The sequence below is a fragment of the Streptomyces sp. NPDC001902 genome (genome assembly GCF_042891295.1).
In the GTDB taxonomy this organism is placed as follows: Bacteria; Actinomycetota; Actinomycetes; order Streptomycetales; family Streptomycetaceae; genus Actinacidiphila.
In genome coordinates, this window is sequence record NZ_JBIATA010000005.1 from 37738 (window position 1) to 50698 (window position 12961).

The following is a 12961-nucleotide window of genomic DNA, read 5'->3' on the forward strand; positions in this document are numbered from 1 at the left end:
ACCGGTACCGGCGGGCGCCGCCCCCGCGGCGTTACGGTGATCGCGTGACCAGCAGCGAGCAGCGCGTCGTCGTCGTCGGGGCCGGGATGGCCGGAGTGCAGACCGCCGTGTCCCTGCGCGAGCAGGGCTGGGGCGGGACGATCACGCTGATCGGCGCGGAGCCGCACGCCCCCTACGACCGGCCGCCGCTGTCCAAGGGCGTGCTCTTCGGCGCCGAGGAGGGCCCGGCGCTGGACGTCGACTTCGCCGGGATCAACGTCGAACTGCTGCTCGGGCGGCACGCGAGCGCCCTGCGCCCCGGGGAGCGGCAGGTCCACACCGACGCCGGCCCGGTCGGCTACGACAAGCTCGTCCTGGCCAGCGGCGCCGAGCCGGTCATGCTGCCGGGCAGCGAGGGCACGCCGGGCGTGCACGTGCTGCGCACCCTGGACGACGCCACCGCGCTGCGCCCGGTGCTGGAGAACCGGCACCGGGTCGTGGTGGTCGGTGCGGGCTGGATCGGCGCCGAGTTCGCCACCGCGGCCCGTCACGCCGGGTGCGAGGTGACCGTCGTCGAGGCCGCCGACCACCCGCTCGCCGGGGTGCTGCCCGAGCACATCGCCGAACGGATGCGCGGCTGGTACGCGGAGGAGGGCGTGGAGCTGCGCACCGGCGCGGTCGTCTCCTCCGTCGAGCCGGGCGCGGTGCGCCTGGCCGACGGCAGCGTGCTCGCCGCCGAGGCGGTCGTCATCGGGATCGGCGCCCGGCCCGCCACCGGGTGGCTGGCCGGCTCCGGCGTCGAGCTGGGGCCGGACCGCTCGGTCCTCGCCGACGACCGGCTGCGCACCTCGGTGCCGGACGTGTACGCGGTGGGGGACTGCGCCTCCTTCCCGTCGGCGCGGTACGGGGAGCGGCTGCTGATCCACCACTGGGACAACGCGGTGCAGGGGCCGCGCACGGCCGCCGCGAACATCCTGGGCGGTGACGAGCCCTACGACCCCGTCCCCTACTTCTGGTCGGAGCAGTTCGGGCGGTTCGTGCAGTACGCCGGGTACCACGTGGACTCCGACCGCATGCTGCTGCGCGGGGACCCGGACGGGCCCGCCTGGTCGGTGCTGTGGCTGCGCGACGGCCAGCTGGTCGCGCTGTTCGCCGTGGGCCGGCCCCGCGACCTGGCGCAGGCCCGCAAGCTCATCGCCCGCGGCGCCCACCTCGACGACACCCTGGCCGCCGACCCTGCGGTGCAGCTGCGGGCGGCGGTCGTCTGACGCCCGTGGTGGTGCCGGAGGCGTAGCGGACCCGTCAGGACGGAGCAACGGGTGGCCTGAGCGGTTCCATGGTGTCGGTCCGGGATGGCACGCTTGTCCTGTGACCGAGATCGACGCAAAGATTGACTCCCTCGTCCCCTCCTGGCTGTACGTCCCCGACGTCGCCGAGCGCCTCGGCGTGGAGGTGACCCGGGTCCGCCAGCTCATCAAGGAGGGCCAGCTCATCGCCGTGCGCCGTGGTGAGAACCGGGTGCTGATGGTCCCCGCCGACTTCATCGGCGAGGAGAAGATCGTGAAGGGCCTCGCGGGTACCCTCACCCTGCTCAAGGACGACGGGTTCAGCGACGAAGAGACCCTGGAGTGGCTGTTCACCCCGGACGAGAGCCTGCCCGGCACCCCCGTCCAGGCGCTGCGCGACAACCGCGGCACCGAGGTGAAGCGCCGCGCCCAGGCACTCGCCGTCTGACCGAACGACCCGCCACCGCCGCAGCCACCCGAGGGGGACCCGCCCGTATGAGCACGAGCACGAGCACCAGCACGGGCGTCCGCGCCCAGCTCGCCGACGCCCGGCTCTACCTGTGCACCGACGCGCGCAAGCGCCACGGCGGCCTGGCGGAGTTCGCGGCGTTCGCGGACGCCGTGCTGGCCTCCGGGGTCGACGTCGTCCAGCTGCGCGACAAGAGCCTGGAGGCCCGCGAGGAGCTGGAGTACCTCGCGGTCCTCTCGGAGGAGTGCGGACGGCACGGCAGGCTGCTCGCGGTGAACGACCGTGCCGACATGGCGCACGCCGCCGGGGCGGACGTCCTGCACCTGGGCCAGGGCGACCTGCCCGTGCCGGCCGCCCGCGCGATCCTCGGCGACGAGGTGGTCATCGGGCGGTCCTGCCACTCCGAGGCCGAGGCGGCCGCGGCCGCCGTGGAGCCCGGTGCGGACTACTTCTGCACCGGGCCGGTGTGGCCCACCCCGACCAAGCCCGGCCGGCCCGCACCGGGCCTCGGCCTGGTCCGGTACGCGGCGGGCCTGGGCACGGACCGGCCGTGGTTCGCGATCGGCGGGATCGACCTCTCCAACGTGGAGCAGGTGCTCGACGCCGGGGCCCGCCGGATCGTGGTCGTACGGGCCGTCACCGAGGCGGCCGACCCGGGTGCCGCGGCGGCCGAGCTGGCCAAGCGGGTGCGCTCCTACGAGGACTGAGCGAGGACCGGGCGAGGACCGGACGACGGCGCAGCGGCGGGCCGCAGGGGGGCGGGCGCCGTGCGGGGCCGTCTCGCGCCGCGAGCGCGGGATGTCCAAGGGGTGGACTTTTGGGCGTCGTCTGTTGGGACGGCCCAGTCCTCGCCGATAGCCTGAGGCCCATGGCCCTCGGAACCGCCTCCACCAGGACCGATCACGCGGTCACCATCCGTGAGCTGCTGGCCTCCGGCGAGCGCTCGTACTCCTTCGAGTTCATGGCGCCGAGGACCGAGAAGGGCGAGCGGACCCTGTGGAACGCGATCCGCCGCATCGAGGCGGTGGGCCCCACCTTCGTCTCCGTCACCTACGGCGCGGGCGGCAAGTCCCGCGAGGGCACGGTCCGGGCGACCGAGCGGATCGCCTCCGACACCACCCTGACCCCGGTGGCCCACCTGACCGCGGTCGACCACTCCGTCGCCGAGCTGCGCAACATCATCGGCCAGTACGCCGACGCGGGCATCCGCAACATGCTCGCGCTGCGCGGCGACCCGCCCGGCGACCCCATGGGGGAGTGGCTGCGGCACCCGGAGGGCGTCGACCACGCCTACGAACTGGTCCGGCTCATCAAGGAGTCGGGCGACTTCTGCGTGGGTGTCGCCGCCTTCACCGAGATGCACCCCCGCTCGACCGACTGGGAAAGTGATACGCGTCACTTCGTCGAGAAGTGCCGGGCGGGCGCGGACTACGCCATCACCCAGATGTTCTTCAACGCCGAGGACTACCTGCGCCTGCGCGACCGCGTCGGCAAGGTGGGCTGCGAGACCCCGATCATCCCCGAGATCATGCCGGTCACGAACGTGAAGCAGATCGAGCGCTTCGCCCAGCTCGGCAACGCGCCTTTCCCGCAGGAGCTCGCGGACCGTATCCTCGCGGTCAAGGACGATCCGGCCGCGGTGCGGGCGATCGGGGTCGAGTACGCGACCGAGATGTGCCGGCGGCTGATGGCCGAGGACATCCCGGGGCTGCACTTCATTACCCTTAATCACTCCACGGCGTCGTTGGAAATCTACGAGAATCTGGGACTGCACCAGAGGTCGTGAGGGCGGACCCGCCGCCCCAGTGGGCCGACGACGGTGAACGGTGAGGAAGTGCGCTCATGGCCTACACAGTGCTCTACATCGCCTTCGGGGTGGTCGCGCTGTGGCTGCTCGGTGAAGTGCTCCTGCAGTACAAGGCGCGGCTGAGGTGGCGACTGCTGGCCTTCGCGGGGTTCCTTGGTGTCGTCCTGGGCGTCTACCTGCCCTCGGTCCTCGTCATCGTGGCCGGTGCCGTCGCCTTCGGCGCGGGCCAGACGTTCGTCACGCTCTCCTACCGCCGCGGCTTCGTCGAGGGTTGGGCACTGCGCTCCCCCAATGAGGGCGCCGACGACGAGGACGACGAGGAGGCGCCGCCGCTGCCACGCCGTGCCGCCGGCCGCCGCGGCCGGGGCGCGGAGCGCGACGAGCTGCCGGACGACGGCCTGGCGACGCCGTACGAGGAGCCCGCGGGCGAGACTCAGGCCGGTGCGGGCGTCGGGCAGTCCTACGACAGCTACGCCGCCGCCGGCCCGGCCGCGGCGGCACCGGCAGGGATGGACTCCACGCAGGTCTACCAGCCCATGCCCATGCACGAGGACAGCGGCGAGTACCCGATGTACAACGGGCAGCCGAACTACGCCCAGGACCCGTACGCGGGCGCCGGTTACCAGGACTACGCCACCACCGGCTACGGCGACTGGAACGGCGGCCAGCAGCAACAGCAGCCCGCCGCCGCCTCGTACGACGCCTACGGACAGCAGCAGACCGGCGGCTGGGAGCAGCAGCAGACGGCGGCCTACGGCACCTACGCGGGCGGCTACCAGGACCCGTACCAGGGGCAGAGCCAGGGCCAGGGCACCCAGCAGCAGTACGGCTACGACACCCCGGCGGGCGGCGTGTGGGTGCCGCAGCAGGGCGGGGAGCAGCAGCAGCCCTACGTCCCGCAGCAGCAGAACACGTACGACCAGCAGGGCCAGCAGCAGGGGCAGCAGCAGGGCCAGTACGACCCGTACGACCCCTACCGCTACAGCTAGCGCCCACGGGCCGCGGACCCGTCAGCCGAAACCGACCCGCTCCAGCCGGAAGTCCAGCAGCCCGGCGTCACCGAGGACCTCCACGTCCGCGGCGGCGACGGGCTGCCGCCGGTGGACGAGGGGCAGGAGTCCGGGCAGCGGGCCGCGCACCGCGACGGCCGCGTCGGTCCGCGCGCGCGGCGCGGAGCACAGACGGTAGGGGACGCCACCGGTGTCCGGGCGCGGGACGCGTGCCTCAGCGGCTGCCGCCGGGACCGCCCGCTATGAGGTCGGCGGCGATGGCACCGGACATTCCGGTGTGGGCGAGGCCGCCACCGGGGTGGGACCAGCCGCCCACCAGGTACAGACCGGGGACGAGCAGCCGGTTGCTGGGGTGCAGATGAGCCCCGTCCGCGCCGGCCAGGGCGGGGCGGGGGAGCCGGCCGCCCGGGGTGCCCGTCTCCTCCTCGGTGTCGGCGGGCGTGTGCACGGTCCGCCACAGCAGGCGGTCCGTCAGATCGGGCAGGACCGCCGCCGCTGCCTCCTGCGCCGCGTCCGCGACGCGCTCGGCCGTACCCGGCGCCCGCCAGTCCACCCCCGAGGGGCCGTGGGGCGGGACCGTGACGCTCAACGTGACCGACTCCGAGGCGTCGTCGGGCCGCAGGGTGTCGTCGTCGGGGCGCAGCACCGTGACCGTCGGGCGGTCGTACAGCTCGCCCCGCCCCAGTGCGGCCGCCTCGGCCTCCAGGTCCGCGGTGTGGACGACCGTACGGTGCACGGCGTCCGAGGGCCGGGCCCCGCGCAGCGCCAGGCAGACCGTGAGGCGCCCGGGGCCCTCGCAGCGGGGGCCGGGACCGATGCCGTCCCACACCCCGTCGTCGGGCCGGACGCCCCCGGCGCCGTGCGCCAGCAGCGGGGGCAGCAGCCACGGGGCGACACCGGCGACGACCGTGTCGGCCTCCACCCTTGTGCCGTCGGCGAGTTCGAGACCGGCCGCACGGCCGTCCTTCTCCACGATCCCCGCGACCACGGTCCCGAAGTGGAACTCCACCCTCCGCGCCACGCACCGTGCGTGCACGGCGTCGGCCAGCGCCCGCATGCCGCCGCGTACGTACCAACTGCCGAAGGTCTGCTCCATGTACGGCAGCACGGTGGCGCTGCCGGGCGCGGTGCGGGGGTCGAAGCCGTACGCCAGGGCATAGGAGCCGAGCAGCGCGGCGAGCCGCGGATCGTCCAGTTCGCGCCGGGCGACGTCGGCCAGGGTGGGCGCGCCACGCCGGAACAGCCCCCGTCGCACGGGAGGAGCCGGATACGGATCGCGGCCGAGCGCGGCCGGGTCGCCGGCGAACGCGTCCTCCAGCAGGGGGCGGCGCGTGGCGTCCCACACCTCCCGGGCCCGCACCAGCAGCTCGCTCCAGCGCTCGCCCGCGCCGGTGCCGAGCGCCGCGTCCAGGGCCGCGACGACCCCGCCGCGGGACGCGTTGGGCAGCGACACGGACGTGCCGTCGGAGAAGAGGTGGCGGCTCGCCGGGTCGACCTGGCGCAGCGCGACGCTGTCCTCCAGGCTCTCCCTGCCGGTCTTGACGAACAGGTCGCGGTAGACGGCGGGCAGGTGCAGCAGGCCCGGGCCGGTGTCGAACCCGAAGCCCGCGCGCTCCAGCCGCCGCACACCGCCCCCGTGGGTGCCGGCCCGCTCGTACACCGCCACCCGGTGCCCGCCGGTGGCGAGCCGGGCGGCGGCAGCCATGGCGCCCATCCCCGCGCCGATCACCGCAATCCGTGCCATGAACGGGACTCTAACCCCAGCCACCGACAACGCCGCGACCGGCCTTGCGGCGTTCCCTGCGGGCCTTCCAGCGCTGCCAGGCACGGCGGATCCGCGACAGTATGAAGATCACGGTGATGACGCCCAGCACGAGCAGCACGGCCGCGATGCTCGCCGCGGCCACCGGGTGGAAGAGCGCGAAGACGATGATCGCGGCGACGCCGACGTCCTCCGCGAGGCTGATCACGATGTTGCTCACGGGCTCCGGCGAGGTGTTGACGCCCATGCGGAGCCCGGCCTTCACCAGATGGCTCACCAGCGCCGTCGTCCCGCCGACCGCGCCCGCGGCGAGCTGCGGCAGCGAGCCGTCCTGCCCGGCCAGCAGGGCCGCCACCACGCCCCCGGCGACCGGCCGGATCGCGGTGTGCACGGCGTCCCACGTGGTGTCGACGTAGGGGATCTTGTCCGCGACCGCCTCGCAGAGGAACAGGATCCCCGCGGCGATCAGCACGTCGGTGCGCTCCAGGGCGGGCGGCACCTGGTCGCTGACGCCCGTGGCGCCCATCAGGCCCAGCAGGAAGACCACGGCGTAGGCGTTGATCCCGCTCGCCCAGCCGCTGGTGAACACGAGCGGAAGTACCGACATGGGCCGTGATGCTACCGAAGCCCTGGAAAACCACCGCGGCCTTTGAGCGATACGACCCGGTCATGAGTACCTGTACTCAGACCCCCACTTGAGTACCCGCACGGATGAGCGCGGGGCGGCCCGGACGCCAAGGTGGAGGCAACGGAAGGGCACGGCACCGGCACCGCCGACACGGGGCGGCGGAACGGCGCTGCGCCCGGCCGGAGCGGGGGTGCACGGGGGAACGCCGTCCCGGAACGGCCCGACGGGGGATCGGGCCGCGCCGGGGCGGCGCGCCGTCGTACGGCGCTCAGGCTCTGGCGTGCCCCGCGACCCGTCCCTGCAGGAGCCGCGACAGGGCCGCGTGCACGTCGTCGATCGAGCGCTCGGGCTGGAAGGACAGCCAGTCCAGCGCCGCGACGAGCACCATCCCGAAGAGGGCGGCCGCCGTGAGCGGCACGTCGATCTCGTCGCTGAGCTCGCCCGCCGTCACCGCGTCGTGCAGCGTCTGCTCCACGACCGCGACCGCCTCCTTGCGCAGCACCATGAGCGTGTTCTGCCAGGCGCGGTTGGTCCGCCACAGCTCGGCCACGTACAGCTGCGTGAAGGACGGGTACTCGGCGATGAAGGCGAGCCCGGCCCGGATCATCGCGTCGATCGCGTCCACGTGGCTGCCGCCGCGGGCGGTGACGCCCGCCCCCGCCTCCCGCAGGGAGGCCGTCAGCAGGCCGACGCCGTGCCGCAGCAGCTCCTCGAAGAGCTCGTTCTTGCTGGCGAAGTTGTAGTAGACGGTGCCCTTGGCCACCCCGGCGCGCTCGGCGATCTCGTCGACCGTGGTGGCGGAGAAGCCCTGCTCGGCGATGAGCGTGACCGCGGCCTGGAAGAGCTTCTGCCGGGTGGCCTGCCGTCGTGCACTGTTCATGACGACGATTGTCTACGGTCCGGGCGCCCGGTTTCGTGCGGCCTCACAGGGACAGCTCCGGATGCAACCGGTCCAGCGTCCACACCTGCTTGCGGCGGGCCGCCACCGCGGTCAGCGCCAGCGCGCCCGCGGTGAAGGCGAGCAGCACCAGGACCGCCCGCCACACCGGCCAGAGCCCGCCGCCCGTGATGAGGTGACGCAGCCCCTCGACGACGTAGGTCATCGGCAGGAAGGGGTGGATCGCGTTGAAGAAGCCGGGGCTGGTCTGCACCGGGTAGGTGCCGCCCGCCGAGGTGAGCTGCAGCATGAGCAGCGCCAGCACCAGCACGCGTCCCGCCGGCCCGAAGCGGGCGTTGAGCCACTGCACGATGGCGGCGAAGCAGGCGGTCACCAGCACGAGGAAGCCGACCGTCCCGGCCGCCCGCACCATCTGCAGGCCGATCGCCCAGTGCAGCACCGCCATCAGGGCCAGTGTCTGCAGCACCCCTATGGCGAGCACCGGCAGCCACCCGGCCACCGCGATCCGCCAGGCGGGGGCGCCCGCGGCCATGGCGCGCCTGCTGAGCGGCGGCAGCAGCATGTAGGCGACCATCGCGCCGACCCACAGGGACAGCGGGATGAAGTAGGGGGCGAAGCCCGTCCCGTAGTTGGGCGCCTTGTGCAGCGACTGCGCGGCGAGCCGGACCGGGTCGGCCATCACCTCGGTGCGGTCGGCGCGCTCGGCGCCGTCGTAGTCGGGGATCCGGGACGCGCCGTCGTGCAGGCCGTCGGCGAGCTGCCCGCTGCCGTCGGTGAGCCGGGTCAGACCGGTCGTCAGCTGGTTGCTGCCGTCCGACAGCCGGTACATCCCGCCCGCCAGGGTGTCGGCCCCGGAGGCCAGGTCCCGGAGCCCGGCGTCGAGGGCGCCCGCGCCGTCCGACGCCGTCCGCAGCCCCTTCGCCACCTTGTGGGCGCCCTCGTTGAGCCGGTTGACGCCGTCGACGGCGTTCTGCAGCTTCGTGGCGAGCGCCGGGTCCGACAGCGCCACGGCCGCCGAGTGCAGCGTGCCGAGGTCGTCGCGGAGGTCGTCGAGGGCGACGGAGTGCCCCTGCACGTAGGTGTCGAGACGGGCGGCGACGCCCGCCACCTCGTCGGCGGCGTCGACGGCCTGCTTCAGCGTCCGGCACTGCGGGGTGACGGCGCCCAGGGGGCACTGCTCGGCGTAGGCGTCGTGGATCCCGGCGGCGGCCGCCTCGGCGTCGCGGGCCGCCCGCGCCGACTGCCGCGGCAGGTCGCCGATGCCGTCGCGGGCGGCCTGCGAGCCACGGGCGACGACCCGGGCCACCGCGTTGATCTCCTTGACGTGCTGCTTGACGAAGGTCAGTTCGTCCGAGGCGCCGTTGACCTTGTCGGCCAGTGCCTGGGTCCCCGAGGCGACCTGGCCGGCGCCGCTGTCGAGCGCCCCCAGCCCGCCGGCCAGCGAACTGCTGCCCTTCTTCGCCGTGTGCAGGCCGCCGGCCAGCCGGCGCGCGCCGTCCTCGGCGGTGGAGATGCCGTCGCCGAGCCTCTTGGATCCGGTCCGGGCCGAGCCCGCGCCCTTGGTGACGTCGTCCGCGCCGTCGGCGGCCCTGACCGTCTCGTCGTGGAGGTCGGAGAAGGCCACGAAGATGCGGTCGTAGAAGTCCCTCGACGCCTTGATGGAGGCGGCGGACCGCACTTCGGAGAAGACCGTGCGGGAGATCTGCCCCACGACGTAGTTGTTCGCGTCGTTGGTGCGCACCTGGAGCGCGCCGGTACGCGGGTGGTCGCCGGAGCTCGACGCGACGCGCGCGCTGAAGTCCCGCGGGACGGTCAGCGACAGGTAGTACGTGCCGTCCTCGACGCCCTTGGCCGCCTCGGCGGCACTGGTCTCGCGCCAGTCGAAGGTGGCGCTCTCCCGCAGGCCGTCCACGATGGAGTCGCCCGCGGCGAGCCGTTGCCCGTTCACGGTGGTGCCCTGGTCGGCGTTCACCAGGGCGACGGGGATCTTGTCCAGCCGCCCGTACGGGTCCCAGAAGGACCACAGGTACAGGGCGCCGTAGAGCAGCGGCAGGAGCAGCAGCGACACCATGGCCGCGCGCGGCAGCCGCCCCCTGCCGAACTTCCTCAGCTCAAGCGCTGCCAGCCTCGGCGTGCGCATCGGCCGCCCCCTCCTCGTCGTCGGTCTTCGCGTCGGTATGCGAGTCGGTATGCGTGTCGGTCTCCGCGGCGGCCGGCCGGGTGCGCGCCACCACGGCGTCCCCCGGAGCCTGGGAGCACACCGCCAGCACCGTCGTGCCGCCCGCGGCGACGGCCCGCAGCATCGCCCAGGCCTCCTCGCGTTCCGCCGGGGCCAGCTTGTGGTCGGCGTCGTCCACCGCAAGCACCTTGGGGCGGCCCAGCAGCGCGAGGGCGGTGCCCAGACGCAGGGCCTCGAGCCGCTCCAGGTCCCGGGCCGCGGTGCGCTCGGCCTTGGGCAGCGTCGACAGGTCCAGCCCGGCCGCCGTCAGCGCCCCGTCGACGCGCGCCCTGTCCGTCGTGCCGGGCCGCACCAGTTCGCGCAGCGAGCCGCCGAACCGCCGCTGCAGCAGCACGCGTTCCCGAAGGTGCTCGCCGACGGTGAGGGCCGGGTCGAGTTCCGCGACCCCCGTGACGGGGCCGAGCGCTGCGACGCGGCGGACCGCGGCGAGCTGTTTGGGCAGCGTGAGCCCGGCCACCTCGGCCCGGCCCTCCGTGGCGCGCATGCGCCCGGTCAGCGACAGCAGCAGACAGGTGCGGCCCGAGCCGGAGGCACCCTCGACGGCGACCAGACCGCCCGCCGGCGCGGTGAAGGTGACCTCCCGGAACACCCAGCCCCGGGGCCCCTTGAGCCCGAACCCCTCCGCGGTGATCACTCGCCCGCCCCCATTCTTTGAACTGACCAGTCAGTGCAAAAACTCTAACGCATCGTGCCACCGGACCGCGAATCCCGGGACGTTGTCCGGTCACCGCGACCGTTTGTGCAGGTCAGCGCGATTGTCAGAGGTGTGCTTCACGATGAGTGCTGAAGGTCAGGAACTGTCGGACACGTCATGCGAAGACAGGAGGAATGTGATGACCGTGCCAGCCCGCAGGGCCGCCGTCTCCGGCGGCAGTGCCACCGACGTCCACCCCGTGCTGCGCAAGGCCACCGCCCCCGCGGCCGCCCTCGACCTGCTCGTCCAGGCCCGGCGGGGGCTCGATGAGGCCGCCGTCCTGGAGACCCCCAACGACCGTTTCGCCACCGCACACTTGGCCGCCCTGCGCACCGCGGCCGCCGTCCTCGCCGTGCGCGGCCGCCCCGAACCCACCAGGCGGCGCCGGCAGCGGATACGCAGTGCTTGGGAGGTACTGCCTGAGGTCGCGCCCGAACTGGCCGAGTGGAGCGCCCTGTTCGAGGCGGGAGCCCGTCAGCGGGCGCGCGCCGAGGCCGGCATCCAGGGCGCGGTCAGCCCCCGGGAGGCCGACGACCTCGTCCGTGCGACGAAAATGTTCCTGCGGCTCGTGGAGCGCCTGCTGGTGCTGCAGCCCGTGCTGGACCGGCCGCAGACCGGCCGTCCCGCTTGATCGGCCGCCGGGCGGCAGCCCACTAGAGTGGGTCCCAGGCCGGGTCGACCGGTCCCCTGCCCCGTCCGTCCGCGAGGAGCCGTCCGCATGTCCCGTCCAGGAGGGGCCGAACCGCTGCGGCCCCGCGCAGCCCTGCGTACCGCCGTGGTCTGGGAGGTCCTGCGCGATGCGCTGGACCGGCAGGCCAAGGCCGCCGGACGGGACGTCCTCGACGTGCTCGACACCGGTGGCGGCACCGGCAACTTCGCGGTACCCGTGGCCAGTCTGGGCCACCGGGTCACCGTGGTCGACCCCAGTCCCGACGCGCTCTTCGCCCTCGAACGCCGCGCGGCGGAGGCAGGCGTCACCGAACGTGTCCGCGGGGTGCAGGGCGACGCCCACGGACTGCTCGACGTCGTGCCGGCCGGCAGCCACGACGTCGTGCTCTGCCACGGCGTGCTGGAGTACGTGGACGACCCCGCCGAGGGCGTGCGCAACGCCGCGGGCACCCTGCGCGCCTCCGGCGCCCTCAGCCTGCTCGCCGCCAGTCGTCACGGGGCCGTGCTCGCCCGGGCGCTCGCCGGTCACTTCGGCGAGGCCCGGCACACCCTGGACGACCCCGACGGCCGCTGGGGCGAGGGCGATCCGGTGCCCCGCCGCTTCACCGCGGGCGAGCTGACCGCGCTGGTCGCCGACGCCGGGCTGCGGGTCGGATCGGTGCACGGTGTCCGGGTCTTCGCCGACCTCGTCCCCGGCGTCCTGGTGGACACCGAACCGGGCGCGATGGACGCCCTGCTGAGGCTGGAACTGGCCGCCGCCGAGCAGCCCGCGTTCCACGCCGTGGCGACCCAGTTGCACGTGCTGGCCGAGCGCGGCTGAGCCGGAACCGGGGGCGACGCCCCTTGCCTCTTCCGGTCACCCACCGGGAGGAGTCCGTCACACGCCCCCCGATTCCCGGTTCAGGGCCTTATGCTGGCATGACGTGGCGTTCGACGGGGAAAACACCCCCCGTCGGATTGGCGTAGTGGGGCGGGTTTCACGGGGGCGATTCCCTGCCTATCCTGGAAGGGTCGTACCGGTCGCTCCCCCGCGACCGACGAGGAGGAGGACTCCGTGCCGCTCTCGGAGCACGAGCAGCGCATGCTCGAGCAGATGGAGCGAGCGCTGTACGCCGAAGATCCCAAGTTCGCGTCGGCGCTTGAGGGAAGCGGGCTGCGCACCTACACCAGGCGGCGCGTCTACCTGGCTGTGGCGGGCTTCCTGGTGGGCATCGGGCTGTTGATGGGCGGCATGATCGCCCAGCAGCCCTGGATCAGTGTCGTGGGCTTCCTCGTGATGCTCGGTTGTGCCGTTCTCGCCGTCACCGGCTGGCGCCGTGCCGCCAAACCGGGTGCGGCCCCCGCTCCCGCGGGGAACTCCCCGCAGGGTGCCGTCGGACGGGGCCGTCGCCACCAGCCGCGGCGCAAGATGATGGACCGGATCGAGGAGCGCTGGCAGCGGCGCCGCGACGAACAGGGCCACTGACACACAGACCAAGACGAAGGGGGCGGGGTTCCGGTCGGAACCCCGCCCCCTTCGC

14 protein-coding genes are annotated in these 12961 nt (G+C 73.8%); 8 read left to right on the forward strand and 6 right to left on the reverse strand.

All coding sequences use genetic code 11. The features are described from left to right. The first annotated feature begins 44 nt into the window (after positions 1-44). The 5 genes from ACFYYN_RS11075 (at position 45) to ACFYYN_RS11095 (ending at position 4530) form a co-directional block, all read left to right on the forward strand. Entirely contained in the window at positions 45-1247 is a 1203-nt protein-coding gene (locus ACFYYN_RS11075; RefSeq protein ID WP_500545521.1) for an NAD(P)/FAD-dependent oxidoreductase, read from the forward strand. 100 nt (positions 1248-1347) lie between these two features. Next, complete coding sequence (locus tag ACFYYN_RS11080) at positions 1348-1713, forward strand: Rv2175c family DNA-binding protein (protein ID WP_500329869.1); 366 nt, start codon at positions 1348-1350, stop codon at positions 1711-1713. Positions 1714-1760: 47 nt separating this feature from the next. After that, positions 1761-2441, forward strand: coding sequence for a thiamine phosphate synthase (thiE, locus tag ACFYYN_RS11085; RefSeq protein WP_500545522.1), 681 nt, complete (start codon positions 1761-1763; stop codon positions 2439-2441). Positions 2442-2602: 161 nt separating this feature from the next. Beyond that, on the forward strand, positions 2603-3520 hold the full coding sequence (metF, locus tag ACFYYN_RS11090; protein WP_500329866.1) for a methylenetetrahydrofolate reductase [NAD(P)H]: 918 nt from the start codon (positions 2603-2605) through the stop codon (positions 3518-3520). 56 nt (positions 3521-3576) lie between these two features. Beyond that, positions 3577-4530: a hypothetical protein gene (locus ACFYYN_RS11095; protein WP_500545523.1), complete on the forward strand. Its 954-nt coding sequence runs from the start codon at positions 3577-3579 to the stop codon at positions 4528-4530. A 21-nt stretch (positions 4531-4551) separates the two neighbouring features. Here ACFYYN_RS11095 and ACFYYN_RS11100 read toward each other — a convergent pair whose 3' ends face one another. From ACFYYN_RS11100 to ACFYYN_RS11125, 6 genes are all read right to left on the reverse strand, one after another. After that, the gene (locus ACFYYN_RS11100; protein WP_500545524.1) at positions 4552-4680 is read right to left on the reverse strand and encodes a hypothetical protein; all 129 of its coding nucleotides are present in this window, start codon (positions 4678-4680) and stop codon (positions 4552-4554) included. A gap of 85 nt (positions 4681-4765) precedes the next feature. Next, positions 4766-6295 carry a phytoene desaturase family protein gene (locus tag ACFYYN_RS11105; protein ID WP_500545525.1) on the reverse strand — a complete coding sequence of 510 codons (1530 nt, stop codon included), beginning with the start codon at positions 6293-6295 and terminating at the stop codon, positions 4766-4768. 10 nt (positions 6296-6305) lie between these two features. Beyond that, positions 6306-6920 (reverse strand): DUF4126 domain-containing protein, encoded by a 615-nt coding sequence (locus ACFYYN_RS11110; protein ID WP_499511376.1) that lies wholly within the window; start codon positions 6918-6920, stop codon positions 6306-6308. Between the two features lie 289 nt (positions 6921-7209). Next, positions 7210-7821 carry a TetR/AcrR family transcriptional regulator gene (locus ACFYYN_RS11115; RefSeq protein WP_500545526.1) on the reverse strand — a complete coding sequence of 204 codons (612 nt, stop codon included), beginning with the start codon at positions 7819-7821 and terminating at the stop codon, positions 7210-7212. Between the two features lie 43 nt (positions 7822-7864). Beyond that, positions 7865-9979, reverse strand: coding sequence for a YhgE/Pip family protein (locus ACFYYN_RS11120; RefSeq protein WP_500545527.1), 2115 nt, complete (start codon positions 9977-9979; stop codon positions 7865-7867). Then, the gene (locus tag ACFYYN_RS11125; protein ID WP_500545529.1) at positions 9951-10712 is read right to left on the reverse strand and encodes an ATP-binding cassette domain-containing protein; all 762 of its coding nucleotides are present in this window, start codon (positions 10710-10712) and stop codon (positions 9951-9953) included. Before ACFYYN_RS11125 ends, ACFYYN_RS11120 begins: the two co-directional genes overlap by 29 nt. 199 nt (positions 10713-10911) lie before the next feature. Here ACFYYN_RS11125 and ACFYYN_RS11130 point away from each other — a divergent pair, with 199 nt between their 5' ends. The 3 genes from ACFYYN_RS11130 to ACFYYN_RS11140 all read left to right on the forward strand — a co-directional run bounded on the left by ACFYYN_RS11130 (position 10912) and on the right by ACFYYN_RS11140 (position 12906). After that, entirely contained in the window at positions 10912-11403 is a 492-nt protein-coding gene (locus ACFYYN_RS11130) for an SAV_6107 family HEPN domain-containing protein (RefSeq protein ID WP_500545530.1), read from the forward strand. Between the two features lie 87 nt (positions 11404-11490). After that, positions 11491-12261 carry a class I SAM-dependent methyltransferase gene (locus ACFYYN_RS11135; protein ID WP_499511371.1) on the forward strand — a complete coding sequence of 257 codons (771 nt, stop codon included), beginning with the start codon at positions 11491-11493 and terminating at the stop codon, positions 12259-12261. A 234-nt stretch (positions 12262-12495) separates the two neighbouring features. Continuing rightward, a complete protein-coding gene (locus ACFYYN_RS11140; protein WP_499511370.1) occupies positions 12496-12906 on the forward strand; it encodes a DUF3040 domain-containing protein in 411 nt (136 codons plus the stop codon). The last annotated feature ends 55 nt before the right edge of the window (positions 12907-12961 follow it).

What these genes read in the sequence shown, in the direction of transcription:
- thiE (WP_500545522.1), top strand. Translation starts at nt 1,761, where the DNA reads ATGAGCACGAGCACGAGCACCAGCACGGGCGTCCGCGCCCAGCTCGCC.
- metF (WP_500329866.1), top strand. Translation starts at nt 2,603, where the DNA reads ATGGCCCTCGGAACCGCCTCCACCAGGACCGATCACGCGGTCACCATC.
- ACFYYN_RS11095 (WP_500545523.1), top strand. Translation starts at nt 3,577, where the DNA reads ATGGCCTACACAGTGCTCTACATCGCCTTCGGGGTGGTCGCGCTGTGG.
- ACFYYN_RS11105 (WP_500545525.1), bottom strand. Translation starts at nt 6,295, where the DNA reads ATGGCACGGATTGCGGTGATCGGCGCGGGGATGGGCGCCATGGCTGCC.
- ACFYYN_RS11110 (WP_499511376.1), bottom strand. Translation starts at nt 6,920, where the DNA reads ATGTCGGTACTTCCGCTCGTGTTCACCAGCGGCTGGGCGAGCGGGATC.
- ACFYYN_RS11115 (WP_500545526.1), bottom strand. Translation starts at nt 7,821, where the DNA reads ATGAACAGTGCACGACGGCAGGCCACCCGGCAGAAGCTCTTCCAGGCC.
- ACFYYN_RS11120 (WP_500545527.1), bottom strand. Translation starts at nt 9,979, where the DNA reads ATGCGCACGCCGAGGCTGGCAGCGCTTGAGCTGAGGAAGTTCGGCAGG.
- ACFYYN_RS11130 (WP_500545530.1), top strand. Translation starts at nt 10,912, where the DNA reads ATGACCGTGCCAGCCCGCAGGGCCGCCGTCTCCGGCGGCAGTGCCACC.
- ACFYYN_RS11135 (WP_499511371.1), top strand. Translation starts at nt 11,491, where the DNA reads ATGTCCCGTCCAGGAGGGGCCGAACCGCTGCGGCCCCGCGCAGCCCTG.